The organism is Bacillus silvicola (genome assembly GCF_050524305.1).
GTDB lineage: Bacteria > Bacillota > Bacilli > Bacillales > Bacillaceae_G > Bacillus_A > Bacillus_A cereus_AT.
Genome location: NZ_JBNGVC010000012.1, coordinates 1,797,501 through 1,813,291, shown reverse-complemented (window position 1 = coordinate 1,813,291; position 15,791 = coordinate 1,797,501). Strand labels below are relative to the sequence as shown.

Here is a 15,791-nt window from a genome sequence, read left to right as displayed (position 1 = left end):
TTAGAGCGGCCTCTTTTTTATAATTAGAACTGGATTTTCTTCTCTAAGAAACCTTTTAGTTCGCTAATTGGCATACGAACTTGTTCCATTGTGTCGCGGTCACGTACTGTAACAGCTTTGTCTTCAACTGAGTCGAAGTCATAAGTGATACAGAATGGTGTACCAATTTCGTCTTGACGACGGTAACGTTTACCGATAGAACCAGTTTCATCAAAGTCTACCATGAAGTCTTTAGCTAGTTCTGCGAATACTTCAGTAGCGCCTTCAGATAGCTTTTTAGATAATGGTAAGATTGCTGCTTTATATGGTGCTAAAGCAGGGTGGAAACGAAGAACTGTACGAGAATCGTTTTCTAATTGCTCTTCTTCATATGCATCACATAAGAATGCTAATGTTACGCGGTCAGCACCTAAAGATGGCTCGATGCAGTATGGTACGTAACGCTCATTCGTTTGTGGATCGATATAGTTAAAGTCTTCGTTAGAGTGTTCCATGTGACGTTTTAAATCGAAGTCTGTACGAGATGCAACGCCCCATAGTTCGCCCCAACCGAATGGGAATTTGAATTCAATATCAGTTGTTGCGTTACTGTAGTGAGATAATTCCTCTTCACCGTGGTCACGAAGACGCATGCTTTCTTCGTGCATACCAAGTGAAAGTAACCAGTTCTTACAAGTTTCACGCCAGAATGCGAACCATTCTAAATCTTCACCAGGCTTACAGAAGAATTCAAGTTCCATTTGTTCGAATTCACGTGTACGGAATGTGAAGTTACCAGGTGTGATTTCGTTACGGAAACTTTTACCGATTTGGCCGATACCAAATGGAAGTTTTTTACGCATAGAGCGTTGTACGTTTTTAAAGTTTACGAAAATACCTTGTGCTGTTTCAGGACGAAGGAAGATTTCGTTTGTGCTAGATTCTGTAACACCTTGGAATGTTTTGAACATTAAGTTGAACTGACGGATTTCAGTGAACTCTTCACTACCGCAATCAGGACATTTTACTTCATGTTCTTTCATTAAGTCAGCCATTTGGTCGAAAGTAAGACCGTCAACAACCATTTCGATGCCTTTTGCATCTAATGCATCTTCAATTAATTTGTCAGCACGGTGACGAGCTTTACATTTTTTACAGTCGATCATTGGATCGTTGAAGTTACCAACGTGACCAGAAGCGATCCAAGTTTTTGGGTTCATTAAAATAGCTGCATCTAAACCAACGTTGTGTGGAGACTCTTGAATGAACTTTTTCCACCAAGCTTTTTTAACGTTATTTTTTAATTCGATTCCAAGTGGACCGTAATCCCATGTGTTTGCAAGACCACCGTAAATTTCAGAACCAGGGAAAACGAAACCGCGATGTTTCGCTAAGTTTACAACTTGTTCCATTGAATACATAATAAAATCCTCCTTTTGAAAGTTAACGTATTTGCGATGACGTACTCTGGTACTTGTGAAACGAGCAGTATATGCTTTAAAAAACATAAAAAAACGCTCATCCCAAGGCTTATTCGCCTAGGGACGAGCGTTTGCCCGCGGTTCCACCCTAGTTGATGTACAAAATGCACATCCACTTTATAATGTATTGCTCGAGACTGCCGTTTCCTTGCTGCTTCAGGCTTTCACTATCCCCAAATCGCTTTTTGTGCAAGTACTTATAAGTCCGTCATCGCTACTTATATTAATAATAATGAACATATTCTAACACGTTCTTTTTTAAATCTCAATAGAGGAACGTGTCTATCTATGATAGAGTCTCGCCTATTTTTTCATTATTTATTCCATAGTTTTGTTTAATGTGTTTAATAGCTTCACGTTTACTGAGCGGGGCAAGTTCGTTAGTTTGAACGTATTCCCATACTACATCTGGCTTTGTTTTTGCGTATTCACGAAGGACCCACCCAATCGCTTTTTGAATGAAAAATTCTTTTGAAGAATGTAGTTGTCCGATAATCCAGAAAAGAAGTTCTTCATCCATCTTTTGTTTATATTTTAGCTGGAATAAAATTGCGGCACGTTGTAACCATATGTTTTCTGATGCAATCCACTTTGGAATATATGCAGAAATTAATTCTGGATGTTTTAAAAAGATACCACCTAAAAAGGTAGGAACGATGCTATCTACAGAATCCCACCAAGATTTCGTGACAATAAGTTCTTCTAGAAATGGGATATGAGTTTCATTTATATGCTTTTTATATTTTTGCATAATATCAAGTGCAGCTGCCTGAAATTCACGTTCTGGTAAATCCCAAAGCTCACGTACGATAATTTGGAAGTCTTTTTTATCTGGGAGAGTATGTATTTGAATAACGTCTTTTAATAATTGTCTTCTTTCAGGTGTTTGAATACCTAGAAAAGGGAAGTGATTTTTCATATAACGTGCCATCGGTTCTGCTTTTTCGGGATTTTGATGAGCTGTAAAATGCTCTTGTAATGCCTTTACAAATGGATGCATAGGTATGTGCTCCTCTCTTATTATTTTTCTTCTCTTATTATACAAAGAGTTTGGGTGAATTTTAAAACATAACTTGCACTGTAATGAAATATGTTGAGAAGAGAGAGGAGAGGATAAGATGGAAGATCAAGGCGTACTAGCAGGTTTCTTTGCTCTTAGCTTTGCGTTTATTCTTGTTATAATAATTTGGGCAATTATTTCGTACTTGTTAACGGCTTTTGCACTCTATACGATGGCGAAAAATGATGGGGCGACGGATGGTGTTCTTGCTTTTATTCCTTTTTTAAATAGTAAGACATGGGGGGACTTAGCGAAAGATAAATTGCCGGATTTCTTGAAAGAAGAAGCAGGGTGGAAAGTATTCGGTATATATGTCGCATGCTTTATTTTTAATTATGTACCAATTATAAGTCTGCTAGCAGCGGCTGTGTCGATTGTACTGTCTATTTATCTCATTTACGCTATTTTGGACAGATATGGAACGAATGCGATATTATTTACGATTATTCATGTAATCACATTTTCGGTTTTCTTGCCGATTCATTTATTCATTATTCGAAATGAGCCGATGAGGTATAACGAGTAACTTTTCCAAAAATCGGTACTGAATGAGACATAAAAAAGCGCCCTGCTTAACAGGGCGCTTTTTCTACTACATAAGGTAGCGGAAATAAATGTAAATGTGAGAAATGATTAATGAAACGATCATAATGGGGAAGCCGACTTTAAGGAATTCCATGTAGCTGAATTTATGCCCCTCACGACTTGCGATTCCGGCTACGATTACGTTAGCAGAAGCCCCAATTAATGTTCCGTTTCCACCTAGGCAAGCACCTAATGCTAATGCCCACCATAGTACGTCGATTTGTGCATCAGAAGGTGATAAACCTAGCCCAACTGCCATATCGTTAATAAGTGGGATCATTGTTGCAACGAATGGAATGTTATCGATTGTTGCAGAGGCGATACCAGATACCCATAGAATAAGGATAGATGCTTGAGAAATATCCCCGCCTGTTATTCCGATTACTTTTTGAGCTAACGTTTTGATAAGACCGATATCGATAAGTCCTCCAACGAGTACGAATAGTCCCGCGAAGAAGAAGATTGTTACCCATTCTACGCTAGCGAATACTTCTTCAATTTCATGTTCTTTCACACCGATTAACATAAGGACAGTAGCACCAGTTAAGGCGATGATAGCTGCATCAATATGGAAAATAGAATGAGTCATGAAACCTACAATCGTAAGTCCAAGTACTGTTAAAGATTTTTTCATTAATACTGGGTCTTTAATGTATTGTTTTTCATCTAAGCTCATTAATTTCTTAATTTGTACAGGATCAGCAATTAATTGCTTACGGTACATGAAGTAAAGCATTGTTGCTGTTACTGCAATGATAATAATTACAATTGGTGCTAAGTTTAGTAAGAAAGCATTGAAATCTAAATGCTTATTTGCAGAACCAATCATAATATTTGGTGGATCCCCAATTAATGTTGCTGTTCCTCCGATATTTGAAAAAATAATTTCAGAAAGTAAATATGGAACAGGATTTACTTGCAAGATGCGCGTAATAGATAAAGTAACTGGAACAACAAGAAGTACTGTTGTAACGTTATCTAAAAATGCGGAGCCAAGCGCGGTAAGTAAGGAAAGTGAAATTAAAATTTTAATTGGATTTCCTTGTGCTCCTTTTGCGGCTTTAATGGCAACGTATTGGAAGACACCTGACTTACTTGTAATGTTTACTAGTATCATCATACCGATGAGTAACGTAATAGTTCCCCATTCAATATGTTTCGTAAAGGCATTGTGTAAGTCAACGACCCCTGCAATTACCATGAATGCTGCACCAAGAAGTGCGATGACAGCACGGTTAATTTTTTCAGAAATAATAATGGCATATGTAATTAAAAAGACTGCGATAGCGAAATAATACTGCCAGTTTGCGAGCTCTTGCGTTGTTTCATGCAAAACTCTCATCTCCTTTCATTCACTTTTCTTAGTGTGTCAAAAAATTAACTAGATGAAACACACATAACGCCATTATAAAGTAGAAAAATGGCGGATGTAAATGAAAGGGTTTATTTTGTCATATTTTCTGCATAGGTCATTTTTTCTTATTTTTAAAAATATTTGTGGGCATTTGACATATATATAAGATACATCCAATCTGAATATTTCAAATGGAATCAGCATTCGAGCTTGTTCGTGTAGGAGTGTCAAATAGAAAGGAATGACAAAGATGATAAGGAAGGGATCGTATGGATGAACAACGATTTTTATTTTTAGACTTTGAGTTTACGATGCCCCAGCATAGAAAAAAGCCAAAAGGTTTTTTCCCGGAAATTATTGAGGTAGGACTCGTTTCAGTTGTTGGTTGTAAGGTGGAAGATACGTATGCATCACATGTCAGGCCAAAAACATTTCCGTCCTTAACGGATCGATGTAAAAAATTTTTAGGAATTAAACAGGAAGTAGTGGACAAAGGAATTTCTTTTCATGAACTTGTTGAGAAACTTGCAGAATATGAAAAGAGGTGTAAACCGACAATTGTAACGTGGGGAAATATGGATATGAAAGTCTTAAAGCATAACTGCGAAATGGCGGGTTTAGAATTTCCATTCTTTGGACAGTGTCGTGATTTATCGCTTGAGTATAAGAAGTTTTTTGGAGAGAGAAATCAAACAGGGCTGTGGAAAGCAATTGAGGCATATGGAAAAGCAGGAACAGGAAAGCATCATTGTGCGCTTGATGATGCGATGACGACATATAATATTTTTAAATTAGTAGAAAAAGATAAAGAGTATTTAGTCAAACCAGCACCTCCGACATTAGGCGAACTTGTTGATTTTTCGAAAGTGTTAAAGAACGTGAGTACACAGTAACGACCAAATTGCACAACATGTAATTTGGTCGTTTTGTTTTTTAAAGTTTGTAATCTTGCTTCAATTGCTGAAGTGTTTCTAGACTACGCCCCGCAAAAGGTGAATCATCTTCAGAAAATGAATTCATTTGTGTTTCTAATGCTAATTTTAGTGACTTTGTATAATCCGGAATTTCTCCTTCATATTTTTTCACCATTTGCTCTGGAATGTTCGTCTGTTCACGAAAAGCTAAAGCGCGTCTTTCATGGAAGAATGGTACATCAGCTTGTTTTACATTATGTAAATCACCTTGCACCGGATGTTTTAAAACAGCTAATACTTTTACGACGTAACTGCCAGGACGGCTATTTGTAATTTCGCCTATGTATTTTCCCGTTTTATAAATACCCGTAACGATTTCACCAATTTCAAATGTTTCTCTCATATTTTTCACCTCAAGTTTATAGTAAGGAAAGTATAAGAAGGAGTCAAAGAAATCAGTTGATTTTTGAATGTCCTTGAGAATATGACAGGCTTCAACTATAATTTAAAATAATATGACAGAAAATTCTGATGATAATTCTTTTCATAAATTCCCTGATAAGGAGTGTTTTATATGATGCCTTTATATTTTCCTGAAGATAAAACGGAGTATATTATTCCAGGTATTGTTTGCGTTCTATTTATCATTGGTGCCGTTGCTACATGGCGTATGTTTATTCGTGTATCAAAACGAGAAGCAGAGCGATTGCAGAAAGTAGAAGAAAAGCTTTTAGCTGAAAAGAAACAGTAATTCATTATTGTATGTTTCCCTTTATGCTCGGACAATCTAAGGGCAGAAAGTATTTTGGAGGGAATAGAATGAAAAAACGGCTTTTTTTCAGTTGTTGTTTATTATTTCTAATGGCGGGTTGTGACCAAGGGAAGCCGAAAGAAATTGATGTGAAATTACATAATGCTTCAGGTGATGAAGTGGGGACTGCAAAAGTAGTTCAGCAAACAAGTGGAGTGAAAATTACGATCAAAGCGGAAGGGTTTACACCAGGGCCACACGGGCTACATGTACACGAAATCGGAGAGTGTAAGGCGCCTAGTTTCGAATCATCCGGGAATCATTTTAATCCAGATAATAAAAAACATGGGCTCCTCAATCCGAAAGGTGCGGAAAATGGTGATTTACCGAATGTAGTGGCAGATGGTTCTGGAAAGATTAAAGCAGAAATCGATGCACCGCATATAACGCTTGAAGAAGGAAAAACGACGATTCATAGAAAAGATGGGGCGTCTATTATTATTACAGAAAACGCTGATGATGGCATGACACAACCAGTAGGAAAATCTGGTGACCGAATTGCTTGTGGTGTTATTGTTAAAAAAGCGTCGGATATGAAGAAAAAGTAGAAGCTACCGTGAAAGGTAGCTTTTGTTGTTATGAGAATGTATGGTGTAGTCTGTTTAAAATCTCTTCTAAAACAGATCGTGGGCAGCCGATGTTAATTCGGATATGGGCTTCCCCGCCTGTCCCGTATTTCTCACCAGGTTCAACGATGATTTTACCTTTCTCTTCAAGTAATGCTGTTCGTGCATCTTGAGAAAGGTTCAAGCGGGAACAATCAATCCACAGTAAAAAACTACCTTCTGGTTTAATTACAGAAAGAGCTGGTATGTGATTTTGAATATACTCACAAGCAAATTGAGCATTATCTTCAACGTACAATCGAATTTCATTTAGCCAATCATTACATTCTGTATACGCGCTTTGCATTGCTGTATAAGCAAATGTATTTAATCCGTGGAATCCTTGTCTATGTTGGATAGACATAAAGGCATTACGGAGATTTTCATTCGGAATAATAATGGTAGATGCTTGTAATCCTGCGATATTAAATGTTTTGCTCGGAGCCATACAAGTAATAGTGCATGCTGCTAATTCTTCAGATAAAGAAGCAAACGGTGTATGAGTATGGCCTTTATAAATAATATCGGCGTGAATTTCATCGGCGACAACGGTTACATTATACTGCGTACATAACGAACCGAGTTTTGTTAGTTCATCTTTCGTCCAAACACGTCCAATAGGATTATGAGGGCTACAGAGAAGCATTAGTTTTACACCTTGTTTAAATTGAGTTTCTAGATGCTCGAAGTCTATCTTATATGTGCCATTTTGTTTAAATAAGGGACTCTCACATAATTGTCTATTATTTGTTTTGACCATTTCAAAAAATGGTGGATAAATAGGAGGTTGTACGAGTACAAATTCTCCTTCTTGCGTTAATGCCTGTATGCTCGTACTAAGAGCTGGAACGATGCCTGCACTAAATACAATCCACTCTTTTTTTATATCCCAACCGTATTGGCTTTTTGTCCAATCGCAAATAATATCCCCAATATTTTCTGGAGGAATTGTATAGCCGAAAATAGGATGTTCTATACGCTGTTGTAATGCAGTTTGAATTGGTTTTGGTACTTCAAAATCCATATCTGCAATCCAGGAATGGAGAAGTTCTTCGTTTTTATATGTGTCCCATTTTGTGCTGTGTGTACCACGCCGATTTACCGTTTTATGAAATAGTTGCATATGTTTGCCCCCTTCTTCTGTAAAACCGTTAAGTTATGAAAGTTCTCTCTCTCTTCTTATAGAATAGCTGATGTGATAGGATAAAGAAAAGTATTAAAAAGTGAAAAGGCGGGGAATAGATGGGTGCATATGAAAAGATGATTGAGCTTGTGAAAAATTGGGACCCGTTTCAAATGGGACCGGAGTTTTATGAAACAGAAGCGAGCGATGTTGTGAACGTTGTAAGTGTGTTTGACGATCCAAAATATATCGCAAAGAAGATTCAACATATATACTTTATGTCTTTTGAGGAAGTACCTGCACTTGAAAAATGTGAGAAATTAGCTGTGGAGTTACTTGTACTAAAAGAGGGCGGAAGTTGTTCATTGTAGGCTGTCGGAATTTACGACAGCCTTTTTGTTTATTTTAGTTCGTTCGGATTGATTAAAGTTTGGCTTCACAGTGCGGAAAATGTCATGATTTCTTCATAAACATGCTCGGGCTTTTCTTCTGGTAGTAAGTGCCCTGTATTTTCGTAAGAGATAAATGTTGAATTAGGTAAATCTTTATGAAGACGGTGTCCTACATGTACAGGAACGACGCGATCTTTTTCACCCCAAATGAGTAATACTGGTGTTTCGATTTTTTGTAATTCGCTTGAAGATAGGTCACCTTCACGGTCTCTTATCATTCGAGTTAAGGCAGGGAATATACGATCATCATAAAAAGGGGCGGAGTAACCTTCTTTCATTTCATCGTCAATTAATGAGTGATCATGAACGACATTCATTAAGTTGTGAACAATACCGCGCCGTATAATCCAGTTCTTTACGTATAAATGAAAGAACGGTAAATAAGAAGTATACATTAAAGGTAAGTTTGCGCGTGCTAAATAGCTAGAGCTACATAGTAAAATCGTCTTTGAGATTAGTTCAGGACGTATACGGTTTACATAGAGAGAAATTTGCCCACCCATAGAATGACCAACTAATACAATATTTGAGAGTGATAAATGTTCAATTAAATCGATAATAATTGTTGCTAAATTGTGATAAGAATACTTAAAGAGATGAGATTTATCACTTTTTCCGAATGGTGGTAAATCAAGGGCGATTACTGTACCTTCCTTTGTTAGTAAAGGAATGAGCCGTCGATAGCTAAATGAGGAAGATAAGAAGCCGTGAACGAGTACGAAAGTAGGTCGCTCTTTTTTATTATTATGTTCATACAATTCGTAATGAATAGTAGTGCCGCGAGTGGAAAAAGTGAAGTAAGGACATTTGCATTCATGGTTCATTTTTTGTCACTCCATTGATTTTTGTTCATATCATCTCCAAGGGCGAAAAAAATATGTTAACAAAAAAAGGCAAGATGACATCGTCATCTTGCCTTTCGCTTATTTATCCCGCTATTTGTGGGAGTCTTACTGCCCGTAAGAGCCCGATTGGTGAGGGGTGATTAAAGTTTCACTTTATAATTACCTACGAACAATATTAGGTGGTGTTTTTCCTTGTAATCCTGCAACTAAATTTTCAGCAGCTGTCATTGCCATTTGTTGTCTTGTTTTTAATGTTGCAGATCCGATGTGCGGTAAAGTTACAACGTTTTGTAATGATAAGAGCGGATTATCTTTTTGGATAGGCTCTTGTGTAAATGTGTCGATACCGGCTGCAAATATTTGCTTTTCTGTTAATGCATGAATTAATGCAGTTTCATCTACTGTTTTCCCGCGAGAGGCATTAATGAAAATTGCTGTTTCTTTCATTAATGAAAACTCCTTCTCCCCGATAAGATGATATGTTTCATCTGTTAATGGCGTAAGAAGAATAATAAAGTCAGATTGTTTGATTAGAGTTTGTAAATCACAATATGTAGCATCAAATTTTTGTTCGGCTTCTTCTTTACGGCGACGGTTATAGTAAAGGACATCCATATCAAATCCAAATTTCGCTCGTTTTGCGACAGCTTCTCCGATTCGTCCCATTCCGATAATACCGATCGTACTATGATGTACATCTAGTCCGAAGTGTTCTTTTCCGATTTCAGCGTTCCATTCACCATTTTTTACATAGGAATTGAGTTCGCAAACACGGCGACCAGCAGATAACATAAGAGCAAAAACGAGGTCAGCTACTGTATCATCTAATACATATGGAGTATTCGTTCCGATAACATTTTTCTTTTCCATCGCTGTTAAATCAAAATTATCGTAACCAACAGAAATGTTACTCACTACTTTTAAGTTAGGAGCTACATCTAACAATTCTTCATTAATAGCAGATCCGAAATTTAATAACCCATCTTTATCTTTTATTTTCTCCAATAGAACATCACGAGGTACTTTCTCGTTTTGATCCCATTTATCAAAATCACAGTGTTCTGATAAATAGTTTTCTACAAATGTTGGAACTGGTTCGGCAATATATACTTTTGGTTTCACGGTTCCATCCCCTTTCCTCTTAATCCCGATTGGTGCAGCTGATAATCAGTGGGGATGAATAAAACCCCCGCTGATTAAAGTTTCACTTCATTTTGACATAATTCTCTAAAAAAATCTTCTTTTCAAACAGGAAAAGGTATTTGTATAATTTAGGCACAAACGAAAAGGAAGGATGATTTATATGGTGACAGAAAAAGAATTAGAATTATTAGCTTGTCTTGAAAAGAGTAGTCGATTATCTGTAGATACATTAGCGAAGCTGTTAAATATAGAGGTAGAAGAAGTGAAGAAGATGGTTGCGAGATTAGAAAATGAAAAGATTATTGTGGATTATGTAACACATATTGATTGGACGAAGGTGAAAGAACATACAGGTTTAACGGCGATGATCGATGTGAAAGTTACGCCAAAGCACGGCGTTGGGTTTGATGCGGTTGCTGAACAAATTTATCGTTATTCAGAAGTGAAATCCGTTTATTTAATGTCAGGGACATATGATCTTTCTATTACATTAGAAGGGAAAACGATGGGGGAAGTAGCGATGTTTGTTTCTGAGAAATTAGCAACAATTGAATCTGTCGTTTCTACAACTACTCATTTCATTTTGAAGAAGTATAAACATGAGGGCGTTATTTATGAAAAAGACGATGATGATAAGCGAATTGTGGTGACACCATGAAGCGATTTGAACTATCCAGATCAGCAGAATCTTTAAAACCATCTGGTATTCGGAAATTTTTCGATTTAGCAGCAAATATGAAAGGTGTTATTTCTCTCGGGGTAGGAGAGCCGGATTTTGTTACACCTTGGAATGTAAGGCAAGCATGTATTCGTTCTTTGGAACAAGGGTATACGTCATATACAGCAAATGCAGGATTATTGGAGCTCCGTCAAGAAATAGCAAAGTATCTAAAAAAACAATTTGCAGTATCTTATGATCCAAACGATGAAATCATTGTTACGGTTGGAGCAAGCCAGGCGTTAGATGTAGCGATGCGCGCCATTATAAATCCTGATGATGAAGTGCTCGTTATTGAACCGAGCTTCGTTTCTTATGCACCGCTTGTATCATTAGCTGGAGGAGTTCCAGTTCCTGTAGCGACTACTTTAGAAAACGAGTTTAAAGTACAACCAGAACAAATTGAAGCGGCTATTACAGCGAAAACAAAGGCAATATTACTTTGCTCCCCCAATAACCCAACAGGTGCAATGTTAAACAAATCTGAATTAGAAAGGCTAGCAGTTATTGTTGAGAAGCACAATTTAATCGTATTATCTGATGAAATTTATGCAGAGCTTGTATATGACGAAGTGTATACAAGTTTCGCGAGCATTCAAAACATGCGTGAACATACGATTTTAATTTCAGGATTTTCAAAAGGATTTGCGATGACAGGATGGCGTCTTGGGATGATTGCAGCCCCTGTGCAATTTTCAGAATTAATGCTCAAAATCCACCAATATTCAATGATGTGTGCACCAACGATGTCTCAATTTGCAGCACTTGAAGCATTACGTGGGGGAAATGATGAAGTAATTCGAATGAGAGATAGCTATAAGAAACGCCGTAACTTTATGGCGACATCTTTCAATGAAATGGGCTTAACATGTCATGTACCAGGCGGGGCATTTTATGTTTTCCCTTCTATAGCTTCAACCGGAATATCTTCAGCAGAATTTGCAGAACAATTATTATTAGAAGAACAAGTGGCTGTTGTTCCTGGAAGTGTGTTTGGTGAGAGTGGTGAAGGATTCATTCGTTGTTCATATGCAACATCGCTTGAGCAACTTATGGAAGCGATGAAGAGAATGGAACGGTTCATAGAGAATAAAAAAAGGACAAAACATAATACGTTTTGTCCATAAAAGGGGGGGAATACTAGAAAGCCATGTGTTAGTATTCTATCCTAATATTGGAGAATTATACGTATTGCAGGAAATTTTTTCGTGAATTTTGAATGAGTTCTATCATAGTGGTATAATTTACTAATATAAGGTGTGAGTATCCTAGGTATTTTACTTAAGGTACTTATTCACCAATCGGATATTTAATAATAAGTACATCTGTTTTGCAATCTACATTTGTAGAGAAAATGGTAAACGTATGGGAGTGTTTCATATGTCAGAACAATATACAACAGGAGTGGTTGTAACAGGGAAAGTGACTGGAATTCAAGATTACGGTGCATTTGTAGCGTTAGATGCAGAAACACAAGGACTTGTGCATATATCTGAAATTACAAATGGATATGTAAAGGATATTCATGACTTTTTGAAAGTCGGCGATACAGTAGAAGTAAAAGTACTTTCAATTGATGAAGAGCACAGAAAAATGAGTTTATCGTTAAAAGCGGCGAAAAGAAAACAAGGAAGGATTCTTATACCGAATCCATCTAAGGACGGATTTAATACGTTGCGAGAAAAGCTGACAGAATGGATTGAAGAGTCCGAGTTAACAAAGTAAAAGAGGAACGCATATGAGCGTTCCTCTTTTACTTTATCTTATGATATATATTTGCAAATATGATTGCATGCAATCATATTCGTATGTCGGAGGTGAAGAGGACATACTGGTTATCGAATTTCGTTTGTTTCTGGGTGTGTACCAAGATTTTCAGATGGTTTAAAGAGTAAACCAAGATTGATAAGCCCAGATATACCAACGATGCCGTAAATAATACGTGCGAGAGCTGAGTTTTGTCCGCCGAAAATGGCTGCTACTAAGTCAAACTGGAAGAACCCGATTAGTCCCCAGTTTACAGCACCAATTACAGTAAAGACTAATGCGATACGTTGCAATGTACTCATGAAAAAGCCCCCCTTAATTGTGAAGCATGAGCAAGAGCTGAGTTAATCAACTCTTTTATAGAATGGTGCAGTTATGTTGTTTTTATACATAAAAAATGTGTTTAAAAAGGATGTATATACATCTATACCGAAAAAGCGAATTTTTATGCAAAAAATGAACTTTTTCTAAAAAATATATATTGGTTACGTTTACAATTGTTGAATCGCTTGATTTACAACTTTAGTTTCGCTAAAGTGAATACAGAAATACATATACATAATTGGAGGGAAAAAGATGAGTACACATGTAACGTTCGACTATTCTAAAGCGTTATCCTTCATCGGTGAAAATGAACTAACTTATTTGCGTGATGCAGTGAAAGTAACACATCATGCAATCCACGAAAAAACTGGAGCTGGGAACGATTTCCTTGGGTGGGTAGACCTTCCGCTTCAATATGACAAAGAAGAATTTGCTCGCATTCAAAAATGCGCAGAAAAAATTAAAAATGACTCTGACATTTTACTTGTTGTAGGTATCGGTGGTTCTTACCTAGGAGCACGTGCAGCAATCGAAATGTTAAACCATTCTTTCTACAACACGCTATCTAAAGAACAACGTAAAACTCCACAAGTGCTATTTGTTGGACAAAACATTAGCTCCACTTACATGAAAGATTTAATGGATGTATTAGAAGGTAAAGACTTCTCTATTAACGTTATTTCCAAATCAGGTACAACAACAGAGCCTGCAATCGCATTCCGTATTTTCCGTAAGTTATTAGAAGAGAAATATGGAAAAGAAGAAGCTCGCAAGCGTATTTATGCAACTACAGATAAAGCACGTGGCGCATTAAAAACATTAGCTGATAACGAAGGTTACGAAACATTCGTAATTCCAGATGATGTTGGCGGCCGCTTCTCTGTATTAACGCCAGTTGGTTTATTACCAATCGCGGCAAGTGGCTTAAATATTGAAGAGATGATGAAAGGTGCAGCTGCTGGTCAGGATGACTTCGGGACATCAGAACTGGAAGAAAACCCAGCTTACCAATACGCAGTAGTTCGTAATGCCCTATACAATAAAGGGAAAACAATTGAAATGCTTGTTAACTATGAGCCAGCACTTCACTACTTCTCTGAGTGGTGGAAACAGTTATTTGGTGAAAGTGAAGGAAAAGATCAAAAAGGTATTTTCCCATCTTCAGCAAACTTCTCAACTGATTTACACTCATTAGGTCAATACATTCAAGAAGGTCGCCGTGATCTATTCGAAACAGTTCTTAAAGTAGGTAAATCTACACACGAACTAAAAATCGAATTAGATGACAACGATTTAGATGGATTAAACTATCTTGCTGGTGAAACGATAGACTTCGTAAACACAAAAGCGTACGAAGGTACATTACTTGCACATAGCGATGGCGGAGTACCAAACTTAATCGTAAACATCCCTGAATTAAATGAGTACACATTCGGTTACCTTGTATACTTCTTCGAAAAAGCATGTGCGATGAGCGGCTATCTATTAGGCGTAAATCCATTTGACCAACCAGGAGTAGAAGCATACAAGAAAAACATGTTTGCTTTACTTGGTAAACCAGGATTTGAAGAATTAAAAGCAGAATTAGAAGAGCGTTTAAAATAAAAAAACTGTTGGGGACGAGCCCCCAACAGTTTTTTTTGTGATTTTTTGGCGAGTAACTTACATTCTGTGTTGAATCTCATATATATTCAGAATGGAATGGACATGCTAAAGGAAAAGTCTAGGAGGGATGGGCTTGATTCCGATTCAATCAAATTTAGAAGGAAGTACATATGCGTTATATAAGTTAGAAGAGGTTATGAAACCACTTGGATATAGTATTGGCGGCAATTGGGATTATGATAAAGGATGCTTTGATTATAAAATCGACGAAGAAGAAGGGTATCAATTTTTACGCGTACCATTTACAGCGGTGGATGGGGAACTAGATGTGCCTGGTGTAATAGTCCGTCTTGAAACACCGTATATTCTTTCGCACGTATATCAAGACGAACTAGATGATAATGTTAATGCTTTAACAGCTGGAACGAGTGGATTGGATCAATTTGCGGAGCCGCAAGATCCAGATGGAGATGTGAAGAGAAAGTATGTCAATATTGGTAAAGTATTGGTACAAGAACTAGAAAATCATTTTTTTAATGGTGAATAACAATGAGTATGTCGCTTTCGATAAGAATGGAAGAATGAACTGGATTGATCATATATTGCTCGTCGCGCTTTACACCTAGTAAGAGAATGTTTTGCTTTAAAAGAGTATAGCTACAATTTGCAAAGGTTTGTCCGGTGCAGGACGAAGGGAGATCCATCAGTTGTAATTTGTTATCAGAGATTTCATTATAAAGTGAGAATAGTACACCTGAAATGGAAGGGAATAAAAGAGATGCAGTAAATACATAGCTCGTTAATTTATTTCCTTCTATAATTTCTGATGCACCAGCTCTCGTTGCGTTTTGGATTTGTTCAGAAGTAAGAAGTTCAGCGATGCAGTGAATATTTGGGTTGAGCCCTTTTGCAGTTAAAATATTTAAAATGGACTGTGTATCAGCTAAGCTTTCATTTTTTTCTTTATCTGCTGTTATTAATATAGTGTGAGCCGTTGTAATATTAGCTTTTAATAACGTTTGATC

General features: G+C 37.0%; 19 protein-coding genes (1 of these 19 only partly in view). 10 read left to right on the top strand and 9 right to left on the bottom strand.

Annotation, left to right across the window (positions count from 1 at the left end):
* Nucleotides 1-23 precede the first annotated feature (23 nt).
* Together ACP6L7_RS21515 and ACP6L7_RS21510 are read right to left on the bottom strand one after the other, a co-directional pair.
* Entirely contained in the window at nucleotides 24-1,400 is a 1,377-nt protein-coding gene (locus ACP6L7_RS21515) for a glycine--tRNA ligase (protein ID WP_000287143.1), read from the bottom strand.
* 346 nt (nucleotides 1,401-1,746) lie between these two features.
* The gene (locus ACP6L7_RS21510) at nucleotides 1,747-2,460 is read right to left on the bottom strand and encodes a DNA alkylation repair protein (RefSeq protein ID WP_097832233.1); all 714 of its coding nucleotides are present in this window, start codon (nucleotides 2,458-2,460) and stop codon (nucleotides 1,747-1,749) included.
* Between the two features lie 118 nt (nucleotides 2,461-2,578).
* Here ACP6L7_RS21510 and ACP6L7_RS21505 point away from each other — a divergent pair, with 118 nt between their 5' ends.
* Nucleotides 2,579-3,046 carry a hypothetical protein gene (locus ACP6L7_RS21505; protein ID WP_097832234.1) on the top strand — a complete coding sequence of 156 codons (468 nt, stop codon included), beginning with the start codon at nucleotides 2,579-2,581 and terminating at the stop codon, nucleotides 3,044-3,046.
* Between the two features lie 66 nt (nucleotides 3,047-3,112).
* On the opposite strand, the gene ACP6L7_RS21500 is transcribed toward ACP6L7_RS21505, so the two are convergent.
* Entirely contained in the window at nucleotides 3,113-4,438 is a 1,326-nt protein-coding gene (locus tag ACP6L7_RS21500) for an ArsB/NhaD family transporter (RefSeq protein ID WP_141533512.1), read from the bottom strand.
* A 290-nt stretch (nucleotides 4,439-4,728) separates the two neighbouring features.
* On the opposite strand from ACP6L7_RS21500, the gene kapD reads away from it, so the two are divergent.
* Nucleotides 4,729-5,352 (top strand): 3'-5' exonuclease KapD, encoded by a 624-nt coding sequence (gene kapD / locus ACP6L7_RS21495; RefSeq protein WP_097832236.1) that lies wholly within the window; start codon nucleotides 4,729-4,731, stop codon nucleotides 5,350-5,352.
* A 40-nt stretch (nucleotides 5,353-5,392) separates the two neighbouring features.
* Here the strand turns inward: kapD and kapB are convergent, their stop codons facing one another.
* The gene (gene kapB, locus ACP6L7_RS21490) at nucleotides 5,393-5,776 is read right to left on the bottom strand and encodes a kinase-associated lipoprotein KapB (protein WP_097832237.1); all 384 of its coding nucleotides are present in this window, start codon (nucleotides 5,774-5,776) and stop codon (nucleotides 5,393-5,395) included.
* Nucleotides 5,777-5,947: 171 nt separating this feature from the next.
* Between kapB and ACP6L7_RS21485 the strand changes: the two genes are divergently transcribed.
* Both ACP6L7_RS21485 and sodC read left to right on the top strand, forming a co-directional pair.
* Complete coding sequence (locus tag ACP6L7_RS21485) at nucleotides 5,948-6,124, top strand: hypothetical protein (protein ID WP_000982763.1); 177 nt, start codon at nucleotides 5,948-5,950, stop codon at nucleotides 6,122-6,124.
* A 68-nt stretch (nucleotides 6,125-6,192) separates the two neighbouring features.
* The gene (sodC, locus tag ACP6L7_RS21480; protein ID WP_097809341.1) at nucleotides 6,193-6,732 is read left to right on the top strand and encodes a superoxide dismutase [Cu-Zn]; all 540 of its coding nucleotides are present in this window, start codon (nucleotides 6,193-6,195) and stop codon (nucleotides 6,730-6,732) included.
* A 28-nt stretch (nucleotides 6,733-6,760) separates the two neighbouring features.
* Here the strand turns inward: sodC and ACP6L7_RS21475 are convergent, their stop codons facing one another.
* A complete protein-coding gene (locus ACP6L7_RS21475; RefSeq protein ID WP_097832238.1) occupies nucleotides 6,761-7,912 on the bottom strand; it encodes a MalY/PatB family protein in 1,152 nt (383 codons plus the stop codon).
* 119 nt (nucleotides 7,913-8,031) lie between these two features.
* Here ACP6L7_RS21475 and ACP6L7_RS21470 point away from each other — a divergent pair, with 119 nt between their 5' ends.
* Nucleotides 8,032-8,283, top strand: coding sequence for a YugE family protein (locus ACP6L7_RS21470; RefSeq protein WP_097832239.1), 252 nt, complete (start codon nucleotides 8,032-8,034; stop codon nucleotides 8,281-8,283).
* Between the two features lie 65 nt (nucleotides 8,284-8,348).
* Here the strand turns inward: ACP6L7_RS21470 and ACP6L7_RS21465 are convergent, their stop codons facing one another.
* Together ACP6L7_RS21465 and ACP6L7_RS21460 are read right to left on the bottom strand one after the other, a co-directional pair.
* Nucleotides 8,349-9,188, bottom strand: coding sequence for an alpha/beta fold hydrolase (locus tag ACP6L7_RS21465; protein ID WP_097832240.1), 840 nt, complete (start codon nucleotides 9,186-9,188; stop codon nucleotides 8,349-8,351).
* 180 nt (nucleotides 9,189-9,368) lie between these two features.
* A complete protein-coding gene (locus ACP6L7_RS21460; protein WP_097832241.1) occupies nucleotides 9,369-10,361 on the bottom strand; it encodes a 2-hydroxyacid dehydrogenase in 993 nt (330 codons plus the stop codon).
* Between the two features lie 151 nt (nucleotides 10,362-10,512).
* Between ACP6L7_RS21460 and ACP6L7_RS21455 the strand changes: the two genes are divergently transcribed.
* The 3 genes from ACP6L7_RS21455 to yugI all read left to right on the top strand — a co-directional run bounded on the left by ACP6L7_RS21455 (nucleotide 10,513) and on the right by yugI (nucleotide 12,795).
* A complete protein-coding gene (locus ACP6L7_RS21455; protein ID WP_000255696.1) occupies nucleotides 10,513-11,010 on the top strand; it encodes an Lrp/AsnC family transcriptional regulator in 498 nt (165 codons plus the stop codon).
* The gene (locus tag ACP6L7_RS21450) at nucleotides 11,007-12,197 is read left to right on the top strand and encodes an aminotransferase (protein WP_097832243.1); all 1,191 of its coding nucleotides are present in this window, start codon (nucleotides 11,007-11,009) and stop codon (nucleotides 12,195-12,197) included. Before ACP6L7_RS21455 ends, ACP6L7_RS21450 begins: the two co-directional genes overlap by 4 nt.
* A 253-nt stretch (nucleotides 12,198-12,450) precedes the next feature.
* Complete coding sequence (gene yugI / locus ACP6L7_RS21445; protein WP_000003767.1) at nucleotides 12,451-12,795, top strand: S1 domain-containing post-transcriptional regulator GSP13; 345 nt, start codon at nucleotides 12,451-12,453, stop codon at nucleotides 12,793-12,795.
* 110 nt (nucleotides 12,796-12,905) lie between these two features.
* Here the strand turns inward: yugI and ACP6L7_RS21440 are convergent, their stop codons facing one another.
* Nucleotides 12,906-13,139, bottom strand: a complete 234-nt coding sequence (locus ACP6L7_RS21440; RefSeq protein WP_000105788.1) for a DUF378 domain-containing protein — start codon at nucleotides 13,137-13,139, stop codon at nucleotides 12,906-12,908.
* A 274-nt stretch (nucleotides 13,140-13,413) separates the two neighbouring features.
* Between ACP6L7_RS21440 and ACP6L7_RS21435 the strand changes: the two genes are divergently transcribed.
* The gene (locus tag ACP6L7_RS21435) at nucleotides 13,414-14,766 is read left to right on the top strand and encodes a glucose-6-phosphate isomerase (RefSeq protein WP_430529379.1); all 1,353 of its coding nucleotides are present in this window, start codon (nucleotides 13,414-13,416) and stop codon (nucleotides 14,764-14,766) included.
* A gap of 133 nt (nucleotides 14,767-14,899) precedes the next feature.
* On the top strand, nucleotides 14,900-15,313 hold the full coding sequence (locus tag ACP6L7_RS21430) for a YugN-like family protein (protein ID WP_141533510.1): 414 nt from the start codon (nucleotides 14,900-14,902) through the stop codon (nucleotides 15,311-15,313).
* Here the strand turns inward: ACP6L7_RS21430 and ACP6L7_RS21425 are convergent.
* Nucleotides 15,300-15,791, bottom strand: the 3' end of a protein-coding gene (locus ACP6L7_RS21425; protein ID WP_097832247.1) for an ion channel. 504 nt of this gene lie beyond the right edge of the window; 492 of the gene's 996 nt are visible here — the last part of the coding sequence; the start codon falls outside the window, past its right edge; its stop codon occupies nucleotides 15,300-15,302. The two genes, ACP6L7_RS21430 and ACP6L7_RS21425, sit on opposite strands and share 14 nt — an antisense overlap.